27 protein-coding genes are annotated in these 25,568 nt (G+C 64.6%); 17 read left to right on the top strand and 10 right to left on the bottom strand.

Annotated elements, in window-relative coordinates; genetic code table 11:
* The 10 genes from flhB (at nucleotide 1) to queE (ending at nucleotide 9,187) form a co-directional block, all read left to right on the top strand.
* Nucleotides 1-1,140 (top strand): flagellar type III secretion system protein FlhB, encoded by a 1,140-nt coding sequence (flhB, locus tag H5V43_RS11590; RefSeq protein ID WP_025548550.1) that lies wholly within the window; start codon nucleotides 1-3, stop codon nucleotides 1,138-1,140.
* Between the two features lie 94 nt (nucleotides 1,141-1,234).
* Nucleotides 1,235-1,693 carry a hypothetical protein gene (locus tag H5V43_RS11585; protein WP_025548548.1) on the top strand — a complete coding sequence of 153 codons (459 nt, stop codon included), beginning with the start codon at nucleotides 1,235-1,237 and terminating at the stop codon, nucleotides 1,691-1,693.
* Nucleotides 1,694-1,974: 281 nt separating this feature from the next.
* Nucleotides 1,975-3,420 (top strand): flagellar filament capping protein FliD, encoded by a 1,446-nt coding sequence (fliD, locus tag H5V43_RS11580; protein ID WP_025548546.1) that lies wholly within the window; start codon nucleotides 1,975-1,977, stop codon nucleotides 3,418-3,420.
* Between the two features lie 21 nt (nucleotides 3,421-3,441).
* Nucleotides 3,442-3,840, top strand: a complete 399-nt coding sequence (locus tag H5V43_RS11575; RefSeq protein WP_025548545.1) for a flagellar export chaperone FliS — start codon at nucleotides 3,442-3,444, stop codon at nucleotides 3,838-3,840.
* Between the two features lie 161 nt (nucleotides 3,841-4,001).
* Nucleotides 4,002-5,192 carry an aspartate aminotransferase family protein gene (locus H5V43_RS11570; protein ID WP_025548544.1) on the top strand — a complete coding sequence of 397 codons (1,191 nt, stop codon included), beginning with the start codon at nucleotides 4,002-4,004 and terminating at the stop codon, nucleotides 5,190-5,192.
* Between the two features lie 40 nt (nucleotides 5,193-5,232).
* The gene (gene argF, locus H5V43_RS11565; protein ID WP_025548543.1) at nucleotides 5,233-6,162 is read left to right on the top strand and encodes an ornithine carbamoyltransferase; all 930 of its coding nucleotides are present in this window, start codon (nucleotides 5,233-5,235) and stop codon (nucleotides 6,160-6,162) included.
* Nucleotides 6,163-6,401: 239 nt separating this feature from the next.
* Nucleotides 6,402-7,310, top strand: a complete 909-nt coding sequence (gene hslO / locus H5V43_RS11560) for an Hsp33 family molecular chaperone HslO (RefSeq protein ID WP_025548542.1) — start codon at nucleotides 6,402-6,404, stop codon at nucleotides 7,308-7,310.
* Between the two features lie 86 nt (nucleotides 7,311-7,396).
* Nucleotides 7,397-7,795, top strand: a complete 399-nt coding sequence (locus tag H5V43_RS11555) for a DUF3617 domain-containing protein (protein WP_082166205.1) — start codon at nucleotides 7,397-7,399, stop codon at nucleotides 7,793-7,795.
* Between the two features lie 47 nt (nucleotides 7,796-7,842).
* Nucleotides 7,843-8,535 (top strand): 7-cyano-7-deazaguanine synthase QueC, encoded by a 693-nt coding sequence (queC, locus tag H5V43_RS11550; RefSeq protein ID WP_025548540.1) that lies wholly within the window; start codon nucleotides 7,843-7,845, stop codon nucleotides 8,533-8,535.
* A gap of 4 nt (nucleotides 8,536-8,539) precedes the next feature.
* Nucleotides 8,540-9,187, top strand: a complete 648-nt coding sequence (gene queE, locus H5V43_RS11545; RefSeq protein ID WP_025548539.1) for a 7-carboxy-7-deazaguanine synthase — start codon at nucleotides 8,540-8,542, stop codon at nucleotides 9,185-9,187.
* Nucleotides 9,188-9,336: 149 nt separating this feature from the next.
* Here queE and H5V43_RS11540 read toward each other — a convergent pair whose 3' ends face one another.
* From H5V43_RS11540 to lipB, 3 genes are all read right to left on the bottom strand, one after another.
* Nucleotides 9,337-10,056, bottom strand: a complete 720-nt coding sequence (locus tag H5V43_RS11540) for a hypothetical protein (protein WP_025548538.1) — start codon at nucleotides 10,054-10,056, stop codon at nucleotides 9,337-9,339.
* 75 nt (nucleotides 10,057-10,131) lie between these two features.
* Nucleotides 10,132-10,425, bottom strand: coding sequence for a hypothetical protein (locus tag H5V43_RS11535; protein WP_025548536.1), 294 nt, complete (start codon nucleotides 10,423-10,425; stop codon nucleotides 10,132-10,134).
* A gap of 61 nt (nucleotides 10,426-10,486) precedes the next feature.
* The gene (gene lipB, locus H5V43_RS11530) at nucleotides 10,487-11,206 is read right to left on the bottom strand and encodes a lipoyl(octanoyl) transferase LipB (RefSeq protein ID WP_025548534.1); all 720 of its coding nucleotides are present in this window, start codon (nucleotides 11,204-11,206) and stop codon (nucleotides 10,487-10,489) included.
* 85 nt (nucleotides 11,207-11,291) lie between these two features.
* Between lipB and H5V43_RS11525 the strand changes: the two genes are divergently transcribed.
* Nucleotides 11,292-12,080 carry a DUF7847 domain-containing protein gene (locus H5V43_RS11525; protein ID WP_025548532.1) on the top strand — a complete coding sequence of 263 codons (789 nt, stop codon included), beginning with the start codon at nucleotides 11,292-11,294 and terminating at the stop codon, nucleotides 12,078-12,080.
* Here H5V43_RS11525 and H5V43_RS11520 read toward each other — a convergent pair.
* Genes H5V43_RS11520 through H5V43_RS11510 form a run of 3 tightly spaced genes read right to left on the bottom strand, consistent with a single transcriptional unit; the run spans nucleotide 12,062 to nucleotide 14,000 of the window.
* The gene (locus tag H5V43_RS11520; RefSeq protein WP_025548531.1) at nucleotides 12,062-12,661 is read right to left on the bottom strand and encodes a GNAT family N-acetyltransferase; all 600 of its coding nucleotides are present in this window, start codon (nucleotides 12,659-12,661) and stop codon (nucleotides 12,062-12,064) included. The two genes, H5V43_RS11525 and H5V43_RS11520, sit on opposite strands and share 19 nt — an antisense overlap.
* Nucleotides 12,662-12,663: 2 nt before the next feature.
* The gene (gene hemF / locus H5V43_RS11515; RefSeq protein WP_025548529.1) at nucleotides 12,664-13,515 is read right to left on the bottom strand and encodes an oxygen-dependent coproporphyrinogen oxidase; all 852 of its coding nucleotides are present in this window, start codon (nucleotides 13,513-13,515) and stop codon (nucleotides 12,664-12,666) included.
* A gap of 14 nt (nucleotides 13,516-13,529) precedes the next feature.
* Nucleotides 13,530-14,000, bottom strand: a complete 471-nt coding sequence (locus H5V43_RS11510) for a tRNA (cytidine(34)-2'-O)-methyltransferase (RefSeq protein ID WP_037482177.1) — start codon at nucleotides 13,998-14,000, stop codon at nucleotides 13,530-13,532.
* Nucleotides 14,001-14,192: 192 nt separating this feature from the next.
* Here H5V43_RS11510 and petA point away from each other — a divergent pair, with 192 nt between their 5' ends.
* The 4 genes from petA (at nucleotide 14,193) to H5V43_RS11490 (ending at nucleotide 17,573) form a co-directional block, all read left to right on the top strand.
* Entirely contained in the window at nucleotides 14,193-14,774 is a 582-nt protein-coding gene (petA, locus tag H5V43_RS11505; protein ID WP_025548526.1) for a ubiquinol-cytochrome c reductase iron-sulfur subunit, read from the top strand.
* 11 nt (nucleotides 14,775-14,785) lie between these two features.
* Nucleotides 14,786-16,105, top strand: coding sequence for a cytochrome b (locus H5V43_RS11500; protein WP_025548524.1), 1,320 nt, complete (start codon nucleotides 14,786-14,788; stop codon nucleotides 16,103-16,105).
* Nucleotides 16,106-16,119: 14 nt separating this feature from the next.
* Nucleotides 16,120-16,968: a cytochrome c1 gene (locus H5V43_RS11495; RefSeq protein ID WP_044660303.1), complete on the top strand. Its 849-nt coding sequence runs from the start codon at nucleotides 16,120-16,122 to the stop codon at nucleotides 16,966-16,968.
* A 68-nt stretch (nucleotides 16,969-17,036) separates the two neighbouring features.
* Entirely contained in the window at nucleotides 17,037-17,573 is a 537-nt protein-coding gene (locus H5V43_RS11490) for an adenine phosphoribosyltransferase (RefSeq protein WP_025548522.1), read from the top strand.
* A 134-nt stretch (nucleotides 17,574-17,707) separates the two neighbouring features.
* Here H5V43_RS11490 and H5V43_RS11485 read toward each other — a convergent pair whose 3' ends face one another.
* Nucleotides 17,708-18,310: a 5'-methylthioadenosine/S-adenosylhomocysteine nucleosidase gene (locus H5V43_RS11485; RefSeq protein ID WP_025548521.1), complete on the bottom strand. Its 603-nt coding sequence runs from the start codon at nucleotides 18,308-18,310 to the stop codon at nucleotides 17,708-17,710.
* Between the two features lie 40 nt (nucleotides 18,311-18,350).
* Nucleotides 18,351-19,169 carry a class I mannose-6-phosphate isomerase gene (locus H5V43_RS11480; RefSeq protein WP_025548519.1) on the bottom strand — a complete coding sequence of 273 codons (819 nt, stop codon included), beginning with the start codon at nucleotides 19,167-19,169 and terminating at the stop codon, nucleotides 18,351-18,353.
* Between the two features lie 353 nt (nucleotides 19,170-19,522).
* Here H5V43_RS11480 and H5V43_RS11475 point away from each other — a divergent pair, with 353 nt between their 5' ends.
* Complete coding sequence (locus H5V43_RS11475; RefSeq protein ID WP_226870480.1) at nucleotides 19,523-19,795, top strand: hypothetical protein; 273 nt, start codon at nucleotides 19,523-19,525, stop codon at nucleotides 19,793-19,795.
* On the opposite strand, the gene H5V43_RS11470 is transcribed toward H5V43_RS11475, so the two are convergent.
* Complete coding sequence (locus tag H5V43_RS11470; RefSeq protein WP_025550132.1) at nucleotides 19,788-20,693, bottom strand: ROK family protein; 906 nt, start codon at nucleotides 20,691-20,693, stop codon at nucleotides 19,788-19,790. The two genes, H5V43_RS11475 and H5V43_RS11470, sit on opposite strands and share 8 nt — an antisense overlap.
* 240 nt (nucleotides 20,694-20,933) lie before the next feature.
* On the opposite strand from H5V43_RS11470, the gene H5V43_RS11465 reads away from it, so the two are divergent.
* Nucleotides 20,934-23,264, top strand: a complete 2,331-nt coding sequence (locus H5V43_RS11465) for a GH92 family glycosyl hydrolase (protein WP_099186356.1) — start codon at nucleotides 20,934-20,936, stop codon at nucleotides 23,262-23,264.
* Nucleotides 23,265-23,932: 668 nt separating this feature from the next.
* Here H5V43_RS11465 and H5V43_RS11460 read toward each other — a convergent pair.
* Complete coding sequence (locus H5V43_RS11460; protein ID WP_025550133.1) at nucleotides 23,933-25,474, bottom strand: YfhO family protein; 1,542 nt, start codon at nucleotides 25,472-25,474, stop codon at nucleotides 23,933-23,935.
* Nucleotides 25,475-25,568: the final 94 nt, after the last annotated feature.

Raw genomic sequence — 25,568 nt, 5'->3', positions numbered from 1 at the left:
ATGGCCGGGAGCAATGGCGGCGGCGAAAAGACCGAGAAGCCGACAGCCAAGAAGCTGAAGGATGCGGCTAAGAATGGCGACATTCTCCAGTCCCGCGATCTCGCCACTGCATTGGTGGTGATGGCCGGCATTGGCTGGATCGCGGTCACGGGGCCCTCCATGGTCGAATCCCTGTCCGACATGCTGATAGAGGCGTTGCGTTTCCGGCGGGAGGACATCGTGAATTTCGCGCCGGCCGACCGGGGCATCGCGCTGCTGTCCGGCATCGCCCTGCCGGTCGCGGGGATATTGCTGGCGACCTTGCTGGCTGCCATTGCGGGGCCGGCGCTGCTCGGCTCGCTCGGCTTCCGTCCCGGCGCCTTCGCGCCCAAGGCGTCGAAGCTCAATCCCGCCGCCGGCCTCAAGCGCATGTTCGGGCTCCAGGGGCTGATCGAACTGGTCAAGTCCGTCGCCAAGGTCGCGCTGCTGGGCGCGATCGGCGTCTGGATGATCTGGGACCGGCTGACGGAGATCGTCGGGCTGGGCAAGGCGGGGCTGGCGCCCGCCATGGCGGACCTTGGCAATATGTTCATCATGACCTGCCTGATCATGGCGGGGGGCCTGTTCCTGATCGCGGGCATCGACGTTCCCGCCCAGCTCATGCAGCGGTCCAGGCGGCTGTCGATGACCAAGCAGGAGATCAAGGACGAGCATAAGGAGAGCGAAGGTTCCCCCGAGCTGAAAGGCCATATCCGCCGCAAGCAATATGAGGTGCTGAGCGGTTCGACCCGCAAGGCGGTGGCGGAGGCCAGCGTCATCATCACCAACCCCACCCATTTCGCCGTCGCCTTGCGCTACAAGCCGGGGCAGGACGCCGCGCCGGTGGTGGTGGCGCGCGGCTGCGACGCGGTGGCGGCGGCGATCCGCGACCTTGCCGACCAGAACGGGGTCACGGTGCTGCAATATCCCGAACTGGCCCGCGCCATATACTTCACCTCGCGCGCCGGGCAGATCGTCAATGAAGGGCTGTACATGGCGGTCGCGACCGTCCTTGCCTTCGTCTTCCGGGTGGAGAATCGGATGGCGAGCGAGATGGACCGGCCATTCATCACCGTGCCGGACGATCTGCGCTTCGACGCGGACGGCAAAAAATCATCTTGATAATCAGCGGTTTCCTGAAAATCGATCGTCCTTAACTTAAGTTTAGGGCTTAATATCCGTATAATCTTCACGGGGACGCATTAGGATGTGCGTCATGAACGACTATATTTCGCGGACTGAACTGTCGGTGGAGCGCGGCGCGACCCGCGCGCCGTCCGCCGTGTCCGCGATTGCGCCCATTTCATCGGCCGCCACCGTGCATCAGGGCGGTGGATCGTCCCGGCAGGCGCCGACGCCGGAGGATCAGTCGGGCGTGGAGGAAAGCATCGCGACCAGCGCCGAATATGCCAAGGTGCATGCCCGCATTGCCGACATTCTGGCTGAATTGCGCAGTCAGGGCGGCACGGTGACGGTCGACGGGGCAGCCGACGAAATCCAGTCGATGCTGCCCGAGCCGCAGATACTGGTCCCCTTGCCCCCGGCCTCCAAGGAGGCGGTGGAAAGCACGATCCGCGTCGCCAAGCGCATCGCGGAGCAGGCCGCCTATGCCCATGCGGCGCAGGCCAACATCCGTCGCGGCGCGGTCGACCAGATTCTGTCTCCGGGCGTTTGAGCCGGGTTCGTCGCGGCGCTCCTGCGCCTGCTCGCGAGCGCGCCGTTGCAGGCGGCGTTGAGAAATTCAGGACTGTGGTCTGAGCGGTTGGGGTGGATTGCCGACATTCCCCTCCCGCTTGCGGGAGGGGAATGTCTTGGATTGGCCAATCCCGGACATTTCGAAATTCGTCCACGCGGCCTGGATGTTGCGTCGGTGAGGTGGGCTCCTGCCTTCCCCCCTGAAAATCATTCCTAAAGGTCTTCGCGCTAGGGCCGTTCTCTCTCTTGAAAGGACGGCCAATGACTTCGGTGAGCAGCAGCATCTTGACGGCGCTAGGCGCGGGATCGGGCATCGACACCGCGTCGCTCGTCTCCAGCCTGGTCAGCGCCACCAAGGAACCGCGCCAGACGGCCATCACCAGTCGCCAGACGCTGAACACCGCGCGGATTTCCGCCCTGGCGTCGGCCTCCAGTTCGCTCGACACCTTTGCCGATGCGCTGAACAGCCTGCTCGCGGGCACCGGCTATTCGGGCGCGCCGGCTTCCAACGACCCCAGCATCGCTTCGGTCAGCGCGCTGCCCGGCGGCACGCCCACCGGCCTTCCGGCGCAGATCGAAGTGCGCAACCTGGCGACCAGCCGGACGCTGGTGTCGGCGGTCAACGCGAACACCGATGCGGCAAGCGGCGCGGCGGCGACCGTGGGCACGGGCACGCTGATGCTGAAGGTCGGTTCCGGCGCCGCGGTTCCCGTCACCATCACCTCGGCCAACAACAGCTATGCCGGCCTTGCCGCCGCCATCAACGCGTCCGGTACCGGCGTCACCGCCTCCGTCATCACCGATTCGCAGGGCACCCGCCTGATGATGAAGGGGCCGACCGGTGCGGCCAACGACATCTCGCTGACGGTTTCTTCCTCCACCCCCGATGCCAGCGGCGCGTCCCTGGACCAGTTCGCCTGGACCAAGGCCAGCGTCCCGGCCGGCAGCACCATGGCCAGCGCCGCCGACCCGGCGGACGCGGTGATCCTGCTCGACGGCGTGGAGCAGCATTATGCCGGCAACACCATCGACGGCGCGATCCCCTATCTGCGCATCGACCTCAACAAGGCGGCGCCTGGGACCAGCGTCACGCTCGCCACGACCGAGCCGACCACGTCGATGCGCGACCTGATGGTCGAATTCGTCGACGCCTACAACACGCTGATGAAGGCGCTGAACACCGCCACCTCCACCGGCACGGACTCGTCCAATGCGGGCGTGCTGAACGGAGAATCCTCGATCCGCGACATGAAGCGGCAGCTTTCGCAGATGGTGTCGGCCCAGCTCAGCAGCACCGGCGCCTACAAGACGCTGAACGACCTGGGCGTCAGCACCAATCGCGACGGTACGCTGTCGCTCGATACCAAGGCGCTGGACAAGGCGATTGCGGCCGATCCAAAGGCGATCACGCAATTGCTGAACCCGTCGGTCAAGACCGCCACGAATATCGGCCTTGCCGGCCTGATGGACAGCGTGCGCGACAATATCAAGAAGGATGGCGGACCGCTCGCCACCACGCAGGACAAATATGAGAAGCTGGCGAAGGATCTGACGGATCAGCTCGACAAGCTCGATACCCAGATGACCAACTATCAGGAGCAGCTCACCAAGGTCTATTCGGCCATGGAAACGCGCCTGTCGGCGTTGAAGGCGACGCAAAGCTATCTCCAGCAGCAGGTCGCCCTCTGGACCAAAAACGACAATTAATACCGAAAGGGTCGGAATATCATGTTCTACAATCATGGCGGGTTCGGCGGCACGGCAGCGGCGCGGCGCTATGCGGCGGTCCATTCGGGCAGCCGGATCGAGGGTGCGACGCCCCACGCGCTGGTCAAGGTGCTGTTCGACGAGCTGCTGCTGGCGCTGGATGCCGCCGCGCTGGCGGAACGCAATGGCGACCGGCTCAAGGTTTCCGACAAGCAGGCCCGCGCCATGTCGATCCTCTTCGCGCTGGAATCGAGCCTCGATTTCGACAAGGGCGGAGACATCGCCACTGGCCTCGCCCAGATCTACCGCGAAGCGCGGCGCCTGCTGCTCGTCAGCGCCAAGGAGCATGATGCCGCGCCGGTGGAGCAGGCCCGCCTGATGATCGGCGAGATCGCGGAGGCGTGGAACCAGATCGGCTGAAGGCGTCCGTCATCCCGGCTTTCGCCGGATGACGGCATGTTGCACGGGGTTGCGCCTTCAAAGGCGCGCTTGTATAGGCAGCGCTCGCAAAGGGCGGCCCGGCGGGGGCCGCCTTTTTGCGTTTCGGACTTTGTTTGCATCAGCCCAGAAAGGGAAGGACCATGTCGATTACGCCGCTCATGCCCGTTTACCCCCGGTGCGATGTACGCCCGGTCCGAGGCGAGGGCTGCTATCTGATCGGGGAACGCGGCGAACGCTATCTGGATTTCGCCAGCGGCATCGCGGTCAACCTGCTGGGCCATGGCCATCCGAAGCTGGTCAAGGCGATCGCGGATCAGGCCGCGACGCTGATGCACACGTCGAACCTCTACGGCATGCCGCTGGGCGAGAAATTCGCGCAGCGTCTGGTCGACACGACCTTTGCCGATACGGTGTTCTTCACCAATTCGGGCGCGGAAGCGGTGGAATGCGCGATCAAGACCGCGCGCCGTTACCACTATGCCAATGGCGAGGCGCACCGGCACAAGATCATCAGCTTCGACAACGCCTTCCATGGGCGGACGCTGGGGACGATCTCCGCCACCAGCCAGCCCAAGATGCGCGACGGTTTCGAACCGCTGCTGCCCGGCTTCACCGTGGTGCCGTTCAACGATCTGGAGGCCGCGACGGCCGCCGTCGATGAGAACACCGCCGGTTTCCTGGTGGAAACGGTGCAGGGCGAAGGCGGCGTGACGCCGGCGACGCAGGAGTTTCTGAGCGGCCTGCGCAAGCTGTGCGACGATCAGGGCCTGCTGCTGATCCTGGACGAGGTGCAGTGCGGCTATGCCCGCACCGGCACCTTCTTCGCGCATGAGCAATATGGCCTGACCCCCGACATCATGGCGGTGGCCAAGGGCATTGGCGCTGGCTTCCCGCTGGGCGCCTGCCTCGCGACCGAGGAAGCGGCCAAGGGCATGGTGTTCGGCACCCATGGGTCGACCTATGGCGGCAATCCGCTGGCCATGGCCGTCGGCATGACGGTGCTGGACGAAGTGCTGGGCGAGGGTTTCCTCGACCATGTGAAGGCCATCGGCGCGCGCCTGCGTTCGGCGTTGGAGCAGCTTATCCCCAATCACGACATGTTCGAGGATGTGCGTGGGCTGGGCCTGATGCTCGGCGTGAAGCTGAAGAGCGACTATGACGCCCGCGAGTTCGTGGCGCATCTGCGCGACAATCACGGCCTGCTGACCGTGTCGGCGGGGCAGAATGTCGTGCGCATCCTGCCGGCGCTCGTGATCGAGGAAAGCCATGTCGCGGAATGCGTCGAACGGCTTTCCGCCGGGGCGCGGAGCTTTGCGGAGGCTGCGGCCTGAATTAATCTCCGTTCGCCCGAACGGGTTGAGGGGGTTCCTCATGACCAATCATTTCCTGAATCTGAGTGACGCCGGCGGCGATGCGATCGCCGCCATGATTGCCGACGCCATCGACCGGAAGGCCGCGCGCAAAGCTTGGCCCAAGGGCAAAGCGGATGCGGATGCGCCGCTCGCCGGTCACACGCTGGCGATGATCTTCGAGAAGAATTCGACCCGCACCCGCGTGTCGTTCGACATGGCGATCCGCCAGTTGGGCGGCACATCGCTGATCCTGGACGGCGCGACCAGCCAGCTTGGCCGGGGCGAGACGATTGCGGACACCGCCCGCGTGCTGAGCCGCATGGCCGACGCCATCATGATTCGCACCGACGATCATGCGAAGATCCAGGAAATGGCGCATTACGCCAGTGTTCCGGTGATCAATGGCCTGACCGACCTGTCGCACCCCTGCCAGATCGTCGCCGACCTGCTGACCGTGGTGGAGCATGGCGTGGCATTGCCCGGCAGCCAATGGGCATGGCTGGGCGACGGCAACAATGTCCTCCATTCCATCGTCGAGGCGGCGGGCCTGATGAAGTTCGGCGTGCGCATCGCCGTGCCGGAGGGTTATGACCCCGACCCGTCCTTCGAGGCCGAAGCGCAGGCGCGTGGCGCGACCATCACTCGCACCCGCGACCCGCTGGCGGCGGTGGCCGGCGCGGACATCGTCGTCACCGACACCTGGATCTCCATGGGCCAGGCCCATGCCGAGGAGAAGCTCAAGGCGATGATGCCCTATCAGGTGACGCCGGAACTGATGGCGCTGGCGAAGCCCGCGGCGAAGTTCCTCCATTGCCTGCCCGCCCATCGCGGCGAGGAAGTGGTGGAAGCGGTGATAGACGGGCCGCAATCGGTGATCTGGGACGAAGCGGAAAACCGCATCCATGCGCAGAAGTCGGTGCTGCTCTGGGCGTTGGGCCGGCTTGGTTGAGTTTGGGGCTCCTGCGCGGCCAGGAGCCCGGTCCCGCCCTTCGCAGATTATCGCATCGCCTGAACCGGGTTCCCGCCGGCGCGGGAGCACGACCTGTCCCAAGGAGCGGGCCGCGATCAGACCGTCCGCATCCCACCGATCAAGTCCAAACCCAAGTGCATTTGCATGCCCGGGCATCGCAACCTATCTAAGCGCCTTTGCATGATCGGCGCGCCCCGGCGCGCCGCACGGAGCCTGACTTGACCTCTTCCGCTACCCTTGACCAGGCCCTTGGCTTCACCATCCCCTCCCGCCACGCGCGCGGGCGGATCGTGCGGCTGGGGCCGGTGCTCGACGATGTCCTTGCCGCCCATGCCTATCCGCCGCAGATCGAGCGGCTGCTCGCCTCCGCATTGGTGCTGGCGGCGCTGCTCGGCTCGACGCTCAAGGATGCGGGTGGGCAGCTCACGCTTCAGGCGCAGACCGAAAATGGCGTCGTCAGCCTGCTGGTGGCGGACTATAAGGGCGGCGAGGTGCGCGGCTATGCCAAGTTCGATGCCGACCGGCTGGCCGAACTGGGCCCCGATCCGACGCTGTTCGGCCTGTTCGGCAAGGGCTATCTCGCCATCACCTTCGACCAGGCGGTGACTGGCGAGCGTTATCAGGGCATCGTCCCATTGGACGGCGAATCGCTTGCCGATGCGGCGGAACATTATTTCTTCCAGTCCGAGCAGATCCCCAGCATCATCCAGATCGCCACGCGCCACGACGCGGGGGAGGGGTGCCTTGCCGCTGGCCTGCTGCTCCAGCACCTGCCCGAGGGGGAAGTCGGGCGGGAACGGCTGCATGTCCGCCACGACCATCCGGAATGGGAGCATGTCCAGGCGCTGGCCCACACGCTCAAGGACGCGGAACTGACCGACAACGCGCTGCCGCTGTCCGACATCGTCTGGCGGCTGTTCCACGAAGAGGAGGAGGTGCGCGTCACCGATCCCACGGCGCTCAGCAAGGGGTGCCGTTGCGACCTCGATCATATCCGCAGCGTCATCGGCCGCTTTCCGGCGGCGGAGCGGGCGGACATGGCGGATGATCAGGGCATTATCGGCGTGGATTGCGCCTTCTGCTCGCGTCTTTTCCCGGTCGCGCTCGCCAGCTTTGCGGAGGAATGAGCGGGCGCCCTCCTTATTGCTATCAAATTGCCGCAATTGACGCGCAAGGCTGATCTGGATCAGCAACGATCGACAGGGGGATCGGAATGGTGGCAAAGCGGCGCGCCCTTGGTGCGGCGGCGATGATGATGGCGGTTTCTGCCGTGCAGGCGGCGGCGCCCGCGTCACGCCTGCCCAAGGGACTGGAGACGGGTGAATGGGAATTGCGCGGGCGGGGCGAGGATGGCGCCGCGCGCAAGCTCTGCGTCTCCAGCCTCAGCCAGCTTCTGCAAAGCCGCCATGCGGGCCATGCCTGCAAGAGCTTCACCGTCAGCGATGTCGCCAACCGGCTGGTCGTCACCTATGAATGCGGCGCGGCGGGCAATGGGCGGACGGACCTGCGCGTCGAAACGTCCCGGCTGGTGCAGATCCAGTCGCAGGGCATTGCCGACGGCGCGCCCTTCGCCTTCGCGCTGGAGGGCCGCTGGCTCGGCGCCTGCCATTAGGCGCGACCGGCTTGCGCTGACGCGTCGGGAGGCGTAGCGCGGCGCTCATGGTTGCCCATAACGGAAAATTCGCCGTCGTCCTGCTGTCGGGCGGGCTCGACTCCATGGTGGCGGGCGGGCTGGCGCGCGAGGCCGGTTATCGCCTGTTCGCCCTGTCGATCGACTATAATCAGCGCCACCGGCTGGAATTGCAGGCGGCGGGTCGAGTCGCGTCGGCGCTGAACGCCATCTCGCATATCGTGCTGCCGCTGGACCTGACGGCCTTTGGCGGGTCTGCGCTCACCGCGGACATTGCCGTGCCCAAGGGCGGCGTCGGGACCGGCATTCCCGTCACCTATGTACCCGCGCGCAACACCATATTCCTGTCGCTGACCCTGGGCCTGGCCGAGGTGGCGGGCGCGAACGACGTGTTCATCGGCGTCAATGCGCTCGATTATTCGGGCTATCCCGATTGCCGGCCGGAGTTCATCGACGCCTTTCAGAAGATGGCCGCGCTCGCCACCAAGGCAGGGGTGGAGGGGAATCCGGTCCGGATCAATGCCCCGCTCCAGCATATGAGCAAGGCGGACATCGTGCGCGAAGCCTATCGGCTGGGGCTGGATACGGGGCTGAGCTGGTCCTGCTACGATCCGACGCCGGACGGCAGGCATTGCGGCCTCTGCGACAGTTGCCGCCTGCGGTCCAAGGGTTTCGTGGAGGCCGGCCTGCCCGATCCCACCGACTATGCGGTGAAGCCCTGACGCCATGAGCTACGCCGTCAAGGAAATGTTCCTGACCCTTCAGGGAGAGGGCGTCCATGCCGGCCGCCGGGCGGTCTTCCTGCGCTTTGCCGGTTGCAACCTCTGGACCGGGCGGGAGCAGGACAGGGCAAGCGCCGTCTGCCGCTTTTGCGACACCGATTTCGTCGGCACCGACGGCGATGGCGGGGGCAGGTTCGCGGATGCGGACGGTCTGGCCGAGGCCGCGCTCGCCTTTTGGGGCGAGGGGCGGGAGGGGCGCTATATCGTGCTGACCGGCGGGGAACCGATGCTCCAGGTGGACGATGCTCTGGTCGATGCGCTCCATGCGCGCGGCTTTGCCATTGCGATCGAGAGCAACGGCACCTTGCCCGCGCATCCGGGGCTGGACTGGGTCTGCATCAGCCCCAAGGCGGGCAGCGAGGTGGTCCAGCGCAGCGGCAATGAGCTGAAGCTGGTCTGGCCGCAGCCGGGGCGGGGGCACAGCCTGGCGGATGTCGAGGATATGGAGCGCTGGGCCTTCGATCATTGGCTGGTGCAGCCGCTGGACGATCCGAAGGCAGCGGAAAACGCGCGGGCGGCGGTGGATCTGGTGATGGGGCGGCCCCGCTGGCGGCTCAGCCTTCAGTCGCACAAATATCTGGGATTGCGCTGAGGGCCGTGGCCTGCCTCAGGGGAAGCTTCCATCCTGGAGCGATGAAAACCACTCTGGCCGCTGAAACCTGTCGCTGACGTCGCGCCAGCCCGCCCCCCTTGCCCCCTCCCGTTTGCGGGAGGAGGAATGTCGTGATTGGCGCCGTTGCCTTAAGGCTGGACGCCGATCTTCTGGTTCCATGCGAGCTGGCACGCAGGCAGCATCTTGCCCTTCTTCCAGCATTTGGGGTCGAAGGACGGCAGGGTCAGCGAATAGCTGCGTCCCGGATCGCCGTAAAATTGCTCGCCCGCCAGGACCAGCGACTTCTTGATCGACCCCAGTCCGTTGCGCGCCACCTCGTTCAGCGTGCCCCGCTGGGCAAAGATCGCCTGCCGTCCGACCAGCGCCGCCGCCTGGCAGAAGCCGCGTTGCGCCTGCACCGTCGAATAGCCGGAATAGATGCGCGTGCCATATTGGTCCGATGCCATCTGGCCGGGCTTGCCCTTGCCGACCGTCCGCTGGAAATAGCCGAGCAGCGTCGTCTGCGCGGCGTCCAGTTCGGCGTCGTGATGGGCGATCATGGCGTTGTAATTGCTGATCGACAGCAGGGTCGGCTCAAACTGGCATTGCAGGGCCGCGACGTTCAACGCCGCGCGCAGGTTCCACACCAGCCCGGCCTTGACCTCCGCCGCGGTCGCGCCCGGCAGGCCCAGCGCGGTCGTGGCTTCGGCGTCGGTCAGGGGCGGGGTCGAGAAATCGGGCGGCGACCAGAAGAATTGCGCGGCGGCCGGCTGCGCCATCAGCGTCGCCGCCGTCATGGCCAGCCCCAGCACGACCCGGCGTCCAAGGGATCGGTGTCCAATGGAACGGCCCACATAACGCAATGTCATTGAAATCCCTCTTTGTAACGAGCGCTGCGAACTATCTCCCGCCCGTCTGTATCATGCCTGAACGCGGACGCCAGCCTATTGATCCGACAGCACTTCGGTATCGGCCGCGGGCTTGCCCTCGCTCTCATTCTTCGCCGCCGCCGCCGGAGCGGCCGCATTGTCGCTGCGGTTGGCGGGAAGCGCGACGGCCACGCCCTCGCTCTGCACCCCGTCCAGATCGGTCATGGCGTCGGTGGCGGTGCCGTCGACCACTTCCAGATTGTTCATCGGGACGGCGGTGCCGCTTTCCTTCTTGCTGCCGCATCCGGCCAGCGCCATGCAGCCGGCCGAAACCAATATTGCCATTGTCGTCTTGACGTCAGGACGCATCCGGGTCTCCTAAAGCGTTGCAGCATGCCCGGCAGCCCCCCACCTGGCGAAAGCCGCGACCCTAGCGGCCCGTCCCGCATTGCTCAACCCCCGCTCCATCTGCCGCCGGACACCGGCGCAGGCGGCCGAGAAAGGCCGGGAAATGCCGGGCAAGCGCCGAGTCCAGCTCGGTCATCGATGCCTTCACGCCCAGCGCGGCCATGCTCGTCACAGGATATTCGGCCAGGCCGCACGGCACGATGCCTCCGAAATGGGACAGGTCGGGATCGACATTGATCGAAAAGCCATGAAGCGTGATCCAGCGCCGCACCCGGATGCCGAGGGCGCCGATCTTCGCCTCCCGCCCCTGGGCATCGTCGGTCCAGATGCCGATCCGTCCCTTCGCGCGCCGGGCCGCTATGCCGAAATCGGCCAGCGCATCGATCATCCATCCCTCCAGGTGATGGACGAAATTGCGCACGTCCTTGCCCCGATTCCGCAGGTCGATGTTGAGATAGCCGATGCGCTGGCCCGGCCCATGATAGGTATAGCGTCCGCCCCGCCCCGCATCGTGCACCGGAAAGCGCGGGTCGAGCAGTTCGGCCGGATCGGCGCTGGTTCCGGCCGTGTAAAGCGGCGGATGTTCGAGCAGCCAGACCCGCTCTGCGGCCTGCCCCTCGAAGATCGCGGCGGCCCGGCCCTCCATCTCGGCCAGCGCCCGGGGGTAGTCGACGGGCGCGCTTTCCACGCGCCATTCCACGCTGGGGGCGTCAGGGGCTTGGGCTGGGGATGGCGAGGACATGGCGCTTCCTTGACTTGGGCAGAGCGAGCGATCAAGTCTCCTCCGCGATTTTCAGAGCATCGGGTAGAGAACAGGGCGTAGAGATATGGCGACAATGTCCATCGGCAAGGCGTGGGAGGAGGCGGTCGCCTTCGTCGCGCGCGAAAGCAGCCTGCTGTTTCCCGTCGCCCTGCTGTTCGTCGCCCTGCCGGGCCTCATCCTTCAGGAGATGACGCCGCCGGAACTCGCCAAATGGAACCTGTCGGAAACCACCATGCCGCAGGTGCCGGGCAGCTTCTGGCTGGCGATGATGCTGGCGATGATCATCATCGGGTTCGGATCGCTGACCCTGTTGGCGCTCGCCCTGCGCCCGGGCATCAGCGTGGGAGAGGCGCTGCGGCTGAGCTTTGCGCGGCTTCCGGTGCTGCTGGGCGTGGCGCTGGTGGTCGCCGGTTTCCTGGCCGGCGCGGTGATCGCCGCCACCCTGGCGGTGACGGTCCTGTCGCTCATCGCCAAGCCTCTGGGCGCGACGCTGGCGCTGCTGCTCGGCGTGGGAGTGGTGGCCGTCACCATCTTCGCGAGCGTGCGGCTGCTGTTGCTCAATCCCGTGGTGATCGACGGGACGGCCGGCGTCATGGCGTCGCTGCGCCATGGCTGGGCGCTGACCAGGGGGCATTTCTGGCGGTTGTTCGGCTTCATCGTGGCGCTGACCCTGTTGTCCGCCATTGTCGGCGGCGCGGCGCAGGCGGTGTTCGGCCTGATCGGGACGTTGATCGGCGGTCCGACGGGCGGCCGGCTGATCGGCGGCGTGGCTGCCGCTGTCGTGTCGACGGTGGTGCAGGTCTATATGCTGGTGATGCTGGCGCGGCTCTATCGTCAGGCGGAGGGCAGCTGACCCAGCACCGGCACATGCGGCGCGGCGTCGGGCGACAAAAGCCCCGCAAGTCGCGGATCGGCGAAGATTTCCACTTCACGCCTGTAGGGCACGAAGCCCGCCTTGCGGTAAAATCCCAGCGCCGCGGGGCTGTCGAGCGTGCAGCTGTGCACCCAGAAGCGCGTGACCTCCTTGCGCCAGGCCAGCGCCTTGGCCTGCGCCATCAGCCATCGGCCCAGACCCTTGCCGGTCAATTCCGGGATCAGTCCGAAAAAGGCCAGCTCGCAGTCGGGCAATGAACGGAAGTCGAGTTCCAGCAGCCCCACCTCCACGCCCCGGGGATCGGTGACGGCATAGACCTCGACCGCGGGATCGTGAATGATCGCGCTCAGCGTGGCGTCGTCCATCACCAGGCGGGAGAACCAGAGCCACGGCTCACCCACGCGCCGGAACAGCGCGCGATAGGCCTCTGGCGTCGGCGCCTTCCATGGCACCAGCCGCAACGGGGCGGGCGGGATGGGGGCGGGTTTCGGCCGCTCCCGCATTTCCAGATGGGTGACGATCGTCGCGATCCGGTCGTCGGGAACGGGCGTCAGGCCCATGCTCAGCTCCAGCTCGCCATCGGCGGCAGGCTCATCAGGATCGCGTCGACATTGCCCCCGGTCTTCAGCCCGAACAGCGTGCCGCGGTCATGCACCAGGTTGAATTCGGCGTAGCGGCCGCGCCATTCGAGCATGCGGGCATGATCCTCCCGCGACCAGCTTTCCCCCATGCGCCGCCGGACAATGGGCGGGAAGGCCTTGAGGAACGCCTCGCCCACGTCCCGCGTGAAGGCGAAATTCGCGTCGAAATCGCCCTCCAGATGGTCGTAGAATATTCCGCCGACGCCGCGATGGACGCCGCGATGCGGAATGAAGAAATAATCGTCTGCCCATGACTTGAAACGGGGATAATAGTCCGGGTCATGGGCGTCGCAGGCGGCCTTCAGCACATCATGGAAATGCGCCGTGTCCTCCTCGCGCGGCAGGGGAGGGTTGAGATCCGCGCCGCCGCCGAACCAGCTTTTGGACGTCCTCAGATAGCGCGTGTTCATATGCACGGCGGGCACATGGGGATTGGCCATGTGCGCGACCAGGCTGATGCCGGTGGCGAAGAAGCTCGGGTCTTCGCTCGCGCCGTGGATGGTCCTGGCGAACTCCGGAGAGAAGGCGCCGCCCACGGTCGAGACGTTGACGCCGACCTTCTCGAACACCTTGCCCTTCATGACGCCGCGCACGCCGCCGCCGCCTTCGCCGGGCGCTATACCAGGCGCCTCCCGATTCCAGGCGATATAGTCGAAGCGGGCGTCGGACCCGGCCTCCCGCTCGATCGCTTCGAATTCGGCGCAGATGCGGTCCCTCAGCGATTCGAACCAGTCGCGGGCGGCTTGCTGTTGCGGGTCGAGCGCCAACGTCATTTTCGGTAACTCTGTCATTGCGGGAAACTTCCGGTCTGGCGAAGGGCCTCTGCTATCGCGATGCCCGTGGAAACGGCGATGTTCAAGGACCGAAAGCCCGGCGCCATCGGAATGCGCACGCGCACATCGGCCAGATCGCGCACGCTGTCGGGGACGCCGGCGCTTTCCGATCCCATCAGCAGAACGTCGTCGGCGCGGAATTCCACCTCCGGCAGGCGTTGCGAAGCATGGCTGCTCATCAGCATCAGCCGCCTCCCTTCGGCCCGGCGCCGGGCGTCGAACGCCTCGAAATTTGCATGCTGGGTGATGTCGGCGGCCGCCCCATAGTCCATCGCGGCGCGTTTCAGCTTCGCGTCGGAAAAGGCGAAACCCATCGGCATGATGATGTCCACGGGCACGGAAAAGCAGGCGGCAAGGCGCAGGATCGCGCCGACATTGCCGGCGATTTCGGGTTGATAGAGGGCGATACGCATGCGCCGCGCCATAGAACAGCGCGGTTAATTCTCCTAGCCTGTCTAAAAGGCTTGGCAAATGGCGCATCCTACGGTTATCAGGCCTGCAAACCGCGCCAGGGGGAAAGGCGCGCCCTTCTGCTTGGGCGCCGCGGCTCTCCCGATAACATAGCCATAATGGGCAATGCGGCGGGGTCAGGGACGTTCTTGCAAGGGTTGAGGTGCATGGCGATCGTTGAACATTTGGAGAGTGAGGGGGCGTCCGTCTCCGATGGAGGCGGCAGCGACGGTGTTCGCCGTCGCGATTTCATCAACATCGCCGCGGTGAGCTTCGCCGGGGTCGGTGCGGTCGCGGTGGTCATACCGCTGGTCGATCAGATGAACCCCAGCGCCGACGTGCTGGCGCTCGCCTCGACGGAGGTCGACCTGTCCTCCATCCAGCCGGGCCAGGCGATCAAGACGACGTTCCGGTCGCAGCCGCTGTTCGTCCGGCACCTGACCGACAAGGAAATCGCGGAAGCCGACAAGGTCGATCCGTCCAGCCTGCGCGATCCGCAGACGCTGGAGGAACGCACCGTCGACGGCAAGAAGCAGTGGCTGGTCACCATGGGCGTCTGCACCCATCTGGGCTGCGTGCCGCTGGGCGCGGGCGAGGGTGAGAACAGGGGCGAATATGGCGGCTATTTCTGCCCCTGCCACGGTTCGTCCTACGACACCGCCGCCCGCATTCGTAAGGGCCCCGCGCCCAAGAACCTGGAAGTGCCGAAGTTCAGCTTCACTTCCGACACCGCCATTCTCGTGGGTTGAGGGGGACTGTCATGAGCTTTCCATGGGCTGAACATTATACTCCCAAGCATCCCGCGATGCAGTGGATCGACGAGAAGCTGCCCTTGCCGCGCCTCGTCTACAATGCCGTGGGCGCCGGTTATCCGGTGCCGCGCAACCTCAACTATTTCTGGAACTTCGGCGTATTGGCCGGTCTCGCGCTGGTGATCCAGATCGTCACCGGCGTGATCATGGCGATGCATTACGGCGCCAACACGCTGGTCGCCTTCGGCACCGTCGAACAGACGATGCGCGACGTGAACGCCGGCTGGCTGATGCGCTATGCCCATGCCAACGGCGCCAGCTTCTTTTTCATCGTGGTCTATCTGCACATCTTCCGCGGTCTTTTCTTCGGTTCCTACAAGGCGCCGCGCGAAATGGTGTGGCTGCTGGGCCTCGTCATCTTCCTCCTCATGATGGCGACCGCCTTCATGGGCTATGTGCTTCCCTGGGGGCAGATGTCCTACTGGGGCGCGAAGGTGATCACCGGTCTGTTCGGCGCGATCCCCGTGGTGGGCGAGCCGATCCAGACCTGGCTGCTGGGCGGTTTCGCCCCCGGCAACGCGTCGCTCAACCGCTTCTTCTCGCTGCACTTCCTGCTGCCCTTCGTGATCGCCGCCGTGGTGATCCTGCACATCTGGGCGCTGCATATTCCGGGTTCCTCCAACCCGACCGGCGTGGAAGTGAAGGGGCCGCAGGACACCGTGCCCTTCCACCCCTATTACACCGCGAAGGACGGTTTCGGGGCGGGCGTGTTCCTGATCCTGTTCGCGGTCCTGCTGTTCTATGCGCCCAACTATCTGGGCCATCCGGACAATTATATCGAGGCGAACCCGCTTTCGACGCCGGCGCATATCGTGCCTGAATGGTATTTCTGGCCTTTCTACGCGATCCTGCGCGCCTTCACCGTGGACTTCTTCTTCGTCCCGGCGAAGCTGCTGGGCGTGCTGGCGATGTTCGCGTCGATCCTGCTGCTCTTCTTCCTGCCCTGGCTGGACACCTCCCCGGTGCGGTCGGGCAATTATCGCCCGACCTTCAGGAAGTTCTTCTGGATCCTGATCGTCGACGTGCTGATCCTGGGCTATTGCGGCGGCGCGCCGGCGGCGGAACCCTATGTGATGATCTCCCAGGTCGCGGCGGCTTATTATTTCGCCCACTTCCTGATCATCCTGCCGCTGATCTCGCGCTTCGAAAAGCCGCTGCCGTTGCCGAACTCGATCACCGAGGCGGTGCTTGGCCGCCATGCGCTCGAGGGTGAGCGCGAGGCGCTTCCCGGCATGGGCAGCGATCCGCAGCCGTCGCACGCCGGTTAAGGGGGACAAGACTAATGATACGCATCGGCGCATTTCTCGTCGGCCTCTTTTTCGCGGGCTGGCTGCTGGTTTCCTTCCTGGTGGGCGCGGTGGCCTATGTCACCGAGCCGCCGGCGGTCACGGTGGAGCATGAATTCCACCGCGATCCCAAGCATGTCGCCTTCTCGTTCGACGGCCCCTTCGGCAAGTACGACCAGGCGCAGCTCCAGCGCGGTTTCCAGGTGTTCAAGGAAGTCTGCTCGGCCTGCCACAGCCTGAAGTTCGTCGCCTTCCGCGACCTCAAGGGCATTGGCTATAACGAGGCGGAGATCAAGGCGATCGCCAAGCAGTGGGCGATCAAGACCCCCGACGTCGATCCCAAGACGGGCGAGATGTCGACCCGCGATCCCATCCCGGCGGATTATTTCCCCAAGCCCTTCGCGAACAACGTTGCGGCGGCGGCGGCGAACAACAATGCGATCCCGCCCGATCTCTCGCTGATGACCAAGGCCCGCCATCACGGCAGCGCCTATGTCTATTCGCTGCTGACGGGCTTCCAGGCGCAGCCGGCCGAACTGCTGAAGGAATTTCCGGACGCGAAGACGCCGGAGGGGCTGCACTACAACCCCTATTTCGCGAACCTGAACCTCGCCATGGCGCCGCCGCTGACGGCGGACGGACAGGTCACCTATGGAGACGGCACCAAGGCAACCGTCGACCAGATGGCGCAGGACGTCGCGGCCTTCCTGACCTGGACGGCCGAACCCAAGCTGGAAAACCGCCGTCGCGCGGGTCTGGCGACGATCTTCTTCCTGCTGATCGCGACGGGCCTGGCTTATATGGCCTACCAGAATATCTGGGCGGACAAGAAAAAGGCCGCCTGAACGGGGTCTGGAACAGAACATCGGAGGGGGCGCGGGAAACCGGGCCCCCTTTTCTTATGAGGGCGAAGATGAGCGCAGACAGCCTGGCGGCCCTGGTCCGCACGATTCCCGATTTCCCCAAGCCCGGCATCCAGTTCCGGGACATCACCACATTGCTGGCGGACGCAGCCGGTCTCACTGAACTGGTCGAGCGGATGGCGGCGGTGGCGCGGCCGCTCGACCCGGCCTTCATCGTCGGCATCGAGGCGCGCGGTTTCATCCTTGGGGCGGCGCTGGCCCATGCGCTGGGGGTGGGTTTCGTGCCCGTGCGCAAGAAGGGCAAGCTGCCCGGCAAGACCGTCGGCATCGATTATGTGCTGGAATATGGCACCGACCGGCTGGAATTGCATGAAGGGCAAATCCCGGACGGGGCGCGGGTGGTGCTGGTCGATGATCTGATCGCGACCGGCGGAACCGCGCTTGCGGCGGCGCAACTTGTCCGGGAGCAGGGCGCAACCGTGCTGATGGCGCTGTTCGCGATCGATCTTCCCGATCTGGGCGGCATGGCTGCGCTGGAAGCGGACGGCGTCGCGTCGGCGGCGATCATCGCCTTTGAGGGGCATTGAGGCGGTTCTGGTCAGGCGCCTCAGATAAAGGGGGAGAAAGGCCCCAGGGGCCAATCCAGGACATTCCCCCTTCCGCCAGCGGGAGGGGAAATGGCAGCAGTCGGCCCATTGCGCCTTAAGAAGACCGCATCTCCTCAGCGCCCAAGCGCTCCCTCCAGCATATCGACCGCCTGTGCCAGACGCTCGTCCAGCAGCGCCAGCAACTGGGTCCATCCCAGCATGTCCGCTAATTCGCCCGGGCCGTCGGAAATGCCCCGCAGGCCCATTACCGGCACGCCAAAGCGCTGGCAGGCGCGGACGACCGCGAAGCTCTCCATGTCGACCATGTCCGCGTCGATCGTGGCATATTCGTCCCCGCCGACGATGTTCGCCCCCGTGGACAGCCGGGCGGTGCGAAGTTCCAGCGGCATGTGCAGCGCTATTTCGGCCGGGTGGTCGGAAAAGGGGGTCACGCCCTTCGGAAAACCGAGGCGGGAGGCGTCCATGTCCCGCCAGGAAACGCTGGCGACCTGATAGACCTCGCCCAGGGTGCAGATGCGCGATCCCGCCGATCCCAGCGAGATGACGAGGTCGGGCAGCGCGCCTTCCAGATCCAGCCGCTGGAGCGCAAGGCCGGTGTTGAGAGCGGCTTCCACCGGGCCCACGCCGGTCATCAGCGGGTCGAACCGGGCCCTGAGGTGAGGACCATATTCATCCTCCACCGCCATCACGAACAGGACGCGCTTGTCCGCGATCATTTCTCCCCGTGGCATGCAGTCCCCCCGATTCGCCGATGTTTCAAGGCAGGCGGGCGAGCAGCGCGCTCATCCCGTCATGGATGGTCAGGCCGGCGGTCCCTTCGATCAGCCAGCATTCGCCCTGCCGCCACGGCTCGCCGTCGATCGTGCCGGCGCCGGCCAGCGGAATGAACCAGGCCATTTCTCCTTCGATCCGCTGCCCGGTGCCGGCTTCACCCTGCACCATGTCCAGGATGAAGGGCGCATCGCAGCCCGCCACCAGTCTTTCTTGCGCTGTCATCGGGACGACCCGGTCGGGCAGGGCATAGGGCGTCGCCACGCTGACGGCCATCGCCTCTTCCAAATGCAGTTCGCGTGGCCGGCCATAATCGTAAAGGCGGTAGGTCACGTCGTTATTCTGCTGCACTTCCACCAGCGTCACGCCGCCGCCTATGGCGTGCACCGTGCCGGCGGGAATATAGTAGAAGCTGCCCGCCCGCACCGGCTTCCAGTCCATCAGCGCCTCGATGCTGCCGTCGAGGGCTGCTGTGCGCAACGCCTCTGCCGTCAGGTCGCGGGTCAGGCCGATTCCCAGCCGCGCATCGGGTTCCGCATCCAATATGTACCAGCATTCCGACTTGCCGCCCGCCAGCCCGCGTTCCCGCGCCTGCGCATCATTGGGGTGGACCTGAACCGACAGCTTTTCGCTGGTGAAGATATATTTGACCAGCAGCGGCAAAGGCCGCCCTTCTTCCTGCTCCGGCGGCGAGAACCAGACTTCGCCGACGCGACGGCCATCCGAAGGCGCGATGGCGGCAGGAATATCGATGCGGCCCCAGGGCTTTTCGACGCTATGGGCGAGCAGGCGGATCGTGGTCATGCGGTTCCTTATGAACGGTCGCTCCCGTCAGGCAAGGGCCTCCATCCGGAAAGGACGCACTATCGGGCTAGAGCCAATCGACATTCAGCCCTGACGGCCTGCAAATGACGCTTTTCCGTGCTTCCGGTGCTCACCTATTTTGAGTAGGCTGCGCTCCGGGTCACGGAAAACCATCATTTTCGGCTCGTCATCTTCTGAATGTCGATTGGCTCTAGCGGTCAACGGAAGTGCGGGACATCCCACCCGCGTCCGCCTTGCTGTCGAGATCGGAAACGGTCCGTATCGATCTTCCCGTCTGGAAGTTCGTTTATTGGTTTCTATATGAAACCGATCAGATCAGTGAGGATCAGGACATGAACCGGCCGATGAGAAGCGGCGCCGGCGGCGCACGCCCTGAAGGCCAGCGCCGCAGGGGCCATATGGATGATGCGATCGGCGTCCTTGGCCGGCGGATGGGGGGCGGGGTGGTTCCCCTGATCCTTCCCGTTCTGGCGACGATGGCCTTCCTGATGTTCTTCACGACGGTCTATCGGTGGGTCGACGATCTGCTGGTCGCCAGCGTGATCGCCATGGTCGCGCCGATGATGGTCCTGCCGCTGCTCCTCCGGCAGAAGGGCGTCAACTGACGCCCTCCGCGCTCAGCGCATCCATGGCCAAGGCCACGGCACCCAAAGGACCGGCCTGATCGCCAAGCAGCGGCGTCATGACGATCCGGCCGATGCTGGAATCGTCGACATGCGGCAAATAGCCCCCAAGCTGGACGACGACGTTTCGACGGACCTTCGCCAGCAGACCGGTCCGCCCCATGCCCACGCCCCCGCCGATCAGCACCTGTCGCGCCGCGGTGCCCAGCAGGATGGTGGAGACGAGATGGGCGATGTCGCTGGCGACATCGTCCCATCGGGGGTCGGCGGGATCGATCTCATGGCCCGGCATGCCGAAGCGGTGGGCGAGCGCGGGCCCGGACACCAGACCCTCGATGCAATCGCCGTGAAAGGGGCAACGGCCCGCAAAGCCGTCGCCGGGAGCGCGCGGAACACGGATATGGCCGATTTCCGGATGCATGGCGCCATGGACGGTGCGGCCGTTGAACGCGAACCCTGCGCCCACGCCGGTCCCGATCGTGATGTAGCACAGGCTGTCGGAGGGCGCGTCCCCCAGCGCGCCCGCGCCCCAGCGCAGCTCCGCCAGAGCGGCTCCGTTGACGTCGGTGTCGATCATCGCGGGGCAATCGAAGGGCGCGGTCAGGGTGCCGAATATGTCCGCACCCGCCCAGCCGGGCTTGGGCGTGGGCAGCATGACGCCGAAGTCCGGGGCGCGGCGGTCGAGCCGAAGCGGGCCGAAGCTGCCGATTCCGATGGCGGCGATGGGCGCCTCCGCATGCCAGCGTTTCAGCACCGCGACGGCGCTGGAGAGCGTCTCCCGCGGCGTCGTGGTCGCTATCGTCTCCCGGTCGACAATCGTCCCGCCGCGCGCGCGGAGCACCAGGACCTTGGTCCCGCCCAGTTCGATTCCGGCCAGCATCGGTTCAGCATCCATCATCGCCGTCCAATCATATTGCCCCAGGCCCTGCAAGTTCGGAGCGCACCGTCATGCGTGGCCCAATTCAACATTTGTACAATGGGATGGCGGCTTTTCCATTGCCGACCGCTATTAGGGCGGGAAGAACAGGGCAGGGCGCGACGAACGCAACCCGATGATTTGGAGGCAATGGATCATGATCCGGCAAAACCCGTGCTTCAACCCCGTGCCGGTTGCCGCCCGATGAGGGCGCCGCTGCTCATCTGCGCGCTGCTGCTGACGGCTTCGGCCTGGCCCATCGCTGCGCAGACGCCTGCCGATCCGCTGGGCTTCGTCGATCCGCTGATCGGCACCGGCCCGGAAGGCCACACTTTCCCTGGAGCCTCCGCGCCTTTCGGCATGGTCCAGCTTTCGCCCGATACCGATACGACCTGCCAGGTGCGCGACTGCTATGCCCATGCGGCGGGCTACAGCTATCATGATCCGACGATCCAGGGATTCAGCCACACCCATTTCTCCGGCGCGGGCCATTCCGATCTGGGCGACATATTGGTGATGCCGCAGACGGGCGCCGTCCGGCTCGATCCGGGCGATCCGAAACAGGCGGGCTCCGGCTATCGCCAGCGCTTCTCACACGACAGCGAGACGGCCAGGCCCGGCTATTATGCGGTGACGCTGGCCGATAGCGGCATCCGGGCGGAGCTGACAGCGGGCGAGCGGGTGGGCATCCACCGCTATGCCTTTCCGGCGGGGCGGGAGGCGCATCTGCTGATCGACCTGCGCTCCTCTCTTTACGATTATCCGGGCAAGATCCTCTGGTCCGGTCTGCACCTCCACCCGGACGGCACGCTGACGGGCTTTCGCGAGACGCGGGGATGGGCGGCGGGCCGCAAGCTGTTCTTTGCCATGCGTTTTTCCGCACCCCTGAAGGACCATGCCTTCATCGACCGGGACCAGGCGGTTCCCTATAAAGGCTTCCAGGCGCCGGGGCGGGGCAGCGACGCGCTGGCCGAGAAGCTGGGCAAGGCGCTGGAGGCAAGGCTCGACTTCGGCAGGCTCGATGGCCCGTTGGAGGTCCAGGTCGCGCTTTCAGGGGTGGATGAGGGCGGGGCCATCGCCAATCTCGATGCGGAAGGCGCCGGTTTCGACACCGTCCGGAGGAGGACCGAGGACGCATGGCGGCAGGCGCTCGGGCGGCTGGAGATGGATGCGCCGGAGCCGATGCTCACGAATCTCTACACCGCGCTCTACCATACGCTGCTGGCGCCCAGCATCTGGAGCGACGTCGACGGCCGCTATCGGGGGCCGGACGATCAGGTTCATGCGGCGAAGGATTTCACCTTTCGCTCGACCTTCTCGCTCTGGGATACCTTCCGCGCTGAACATCCCCTGCTGACGCTGGTCCAGCCGGAAAGGACGACCTCCGACGTCGTCAACTCGCTGATCGCCAGCCGGGAACACAGCCCGCACGGCATATTGCCGGTCTGGCAGTTCGCCGGGCGGGAGACATGGACGATGATCGGCTATCATGCGGTGCCGGTGATCGCGGACGCCTATCTGAAGGGCTTCAGGGGATTTGACCCGGACAAGGCGCTGGCCGCCATGGTCGCCAGCGCGGACTACGCGCCCTATGGCGGGCTGGGCGACTATATGAAGCTGGGCTATGTGCCCATCGACCGGGAACCGGAGGCGGCGTCGAAGACGGTCGAATATGCCTATGACGACTGGGCGATCGGCCGCATGGCGCAGGCCATGGGGCGCGGCGATGTGGCGAAGCGCTTCCTCGCCCGGTCGTCCAGTTGGCGCAACGGCTTCGACGTCAGGAGCGGCTGGCTGCGGGCGCGCAAGGCCGATGGCAGCTTCCGCACGCCGTTCGATCCGGCCGCGATCAACTATGGTTCGGATTATACGGAGGGCAATGCCTGGCAATATAGCTGGTTCGTGCCGCAAGATCAGGCGGGGCTGTTCCGCTTGCTGGGCGGCGACGCCCGGGCGATCGCGAAGCTCGACGCCATGTTCGACTATGATGTGTCGAAGCTCGACTACAGCCATGCGGAGGATATTGCCGGGCTGATCGGGCAATATATCCATGGCAACGAACCCAGCCATCATGTCGCCTATCTCTATGCTTATGCGGGCGCGCCCTGGCGGACTCAGGCGCGGCTGAAGCAGATCGTCGAGAGCCAATACAAGCCGACACCCGACGGACTGTCGGGCAATGACGATCTGGGGCAGATGTCGGCCTGGCTGCTGTTCACGGCGCTGGGCTTCTATCCCGTGACGCCGGGATCGAACCAATATGTCGTCGGTCGCCCCTTCGTCCGCCGCGCGGTACTGACGCTTCCCAACGGCAGGCGCTTCACGGTGGAGGCGGAAAATCTGTCCGCCGCCAATGTTTATGTGGGTGCGGTCGAACTAAACGGACGGCCGCTGCGGCGAAGCTGGATCGCGGACGGGGAGATCCGCGAGGGCGGGACGTTGCGCTTCACCATGCAGGCAAAGCCGAACCGGGAATGGGGAAGAGGAGCGGGAACCTGGCCCTATTCGCTTTCTACCGCGCCGGCTGAGCGGTGATGGGCGTGGCAAGGATTGAACTTATGATGCCTGCGATGTCAAGGCAAAGGTTCACATCTAGTTTTTCGTTTGAAATCAAATCAGTAGGAATTGAGTCTGGCGTGTCTGCCCAGAATTTGCACAACTCGCCCACAGTTGAATTTCCTTCAGATTTGCATCATCTTGGATGACTGCCTTAGACTCCTCAGATAGTCGATGTTCGTATCTGTTTCTACCCTGGTCCATAGCTGGAAAATGCTTGCGCGGCTTAAGCCATTTTCTTTCTCATACTATTCCAGGATGCTGGCGGTCATCTTGGTCGCATCATAAGCGGCGAGGGTCTACGCCTCAGGCCGCCAGGCAGTGCCGACGAAGGGCTATCAAAAGCATGCCGGCAGGGACCTCGACGAGAGCGTAGGCGGACCAGCAAACCGTCCTTCAGCGCCCTGTTGAAAGAACAGCGGCGAGAATCGCCGACACCCAGCAGTTTAGCCAGTTAGCTCCCGCTAAAGATTCGTCCAGCGAGGATCATTGTCCAACCTGACCTGCGAGCGCGCCCATAAAATTCCATGTACTTCCGGATAGGGAAGTTTCAAAAATTTATTGAAGTGCCCTCTGCTACTGCCCTTTCTCCAGCCCATCCGAGAATTTCGTAAGTTTCAGAGCTAAATCGCTCCGGTGAAAAAACCCTAGCTGTCTGCAATTCGCCGTAGATTCGTCCTCTCACGAGGTAACGCATTTCGGAGTTCAGCAAATGGCATTGCTCCGCGTTTGGACGCTTGCGTAAACAAAAGCAGAAGCGCCGTCATTATGCTGATCGCCAGTCCGGCCTTCTCCTGCCAGATCGTCAACCGCTCGATGCGGTAGATGCCAGGCTGGGCGTCAAAGCTGATCAGGGGGCCTTTGTGTGGGACGGGCGACCCGTCTCGCGTCACGCGCCAGATCGGAAAATCGGCCTTATGAATTGTGATGTGCCCGGCTGCCTTGACCCGAATTTCGTTCCCACGCGGTAACGCCCGAAATTTCCGCACATCCGTCCAGCGATATTCTTTCTCTACCAGCGAAATATCGAAACCTTTCGGAAGATATTCCGGTGCGTCCGGCTTGATCCGGTCGATGAGAGCATAATCCACCGGATGGTTGAGTGCGTCCAGCGTTCTCGAGAACATGAGAGCATAGGCAAAAACGAGAAGAGCCGCGCCTGCTGCAAGTACCATGCGGATGCGGTGCAACTGACAGGACAACAGTGCCGCAATGGCGGTAAATTCGACGATACCCATCATGCGCCAGGGAAATTGCGTTTTGTTGAGCAGGGGAATGTCCCACACAAAAGGCATGAGACGCACAGCTGCTAGCGCACCGATAATCGTCAGCACTGTCCAGAAGGACCGTGCCGGCCATGCGAGGATAACGAGCGCCAATGCTGGCCCTGTAAACATGGTGAAGTTCGTGTTGTTGATCGACCAATCCGTCGCCTGATAACCCGGGGCCCAAAGTAAGACGGTGGAGATATGGTCCTGAAGCGTCGCCGCCGGGAGCAGAAAGAAGGCGGACAGCCCCAACGCGATCACGCCTGCCAGAGCGCCGGGTAGAAATGCCTTCGGTTCCTGCCAGATGCGTCGGAGCATCAGCGGCCCGATCAGGAACACCCCGGTCAGCACCGCCAGCGGCAAATGGGTGATGATAAGGCCGCCATAGGACAGCGCTAGCAGGAGAAGTCCGCGTCGATGCGGTAGCCGTTCTATCCCGAGCGCGATCAGCGGTAGCCAGACGAGGGCGGCAAATTCCGCCAGCGCTCCTCGCACATGGAAGTTATAGAGATGATAGGGTGCGAGCATGTAGACAATGGCGCCTAGGAGCGGGTAGGTGCCCCGCACCGAAAGCCAGGCATGCATGGTAAGGCCCGAGGCGATCAACAGCAGCAGTCCAGCACCATTTATGGCCTGGGAAACCGTAAGGCCCAGTGCGTGGAGTCCGCCCGACACCCAATAGGCAAGGGGTGGGTAGAAATAGAAGGTTGGGGCGCCTAGTCCCTCAAAACTTTTCGGCAGCCAACGCTCATAAAGGTGGCCCGCTGCCATCTGCTCCCCGAAATGGGCCGTCCACATGTTGTTATAGAGGTGTGAATGGGTCGCCCCGGGACCCAGCACCAAGCTGGGCAACAATGCTCCAATTCCGACCATGGTCAGGATGATGGCAGGTTTTGTGGTCAGGGCTTGGAAGCTGGGCATGCCCCGTCATGCCAGCCTATGGTAAATTTTGCCTTTATCCTTCCTGACCCTCACCTTCCGTTAACCATTGTGGTCGATAGCGTAGGGTCTCATT

Origin of the sequence: Sphingobium fuliginis, from assembly GCF_015074805.1 — a bacterium.
Taxonomy (GTDB): domain Bacteria; phylum Pseudomonadota; class Alphaproteobacteria; order Sphingomonadales; family Sphingomonadaceae; genus Sphingobium; species Sphingobium fuliginis.
This window is presented reverse-complemented; position numbering and strand designations above follow the sequence as displayed.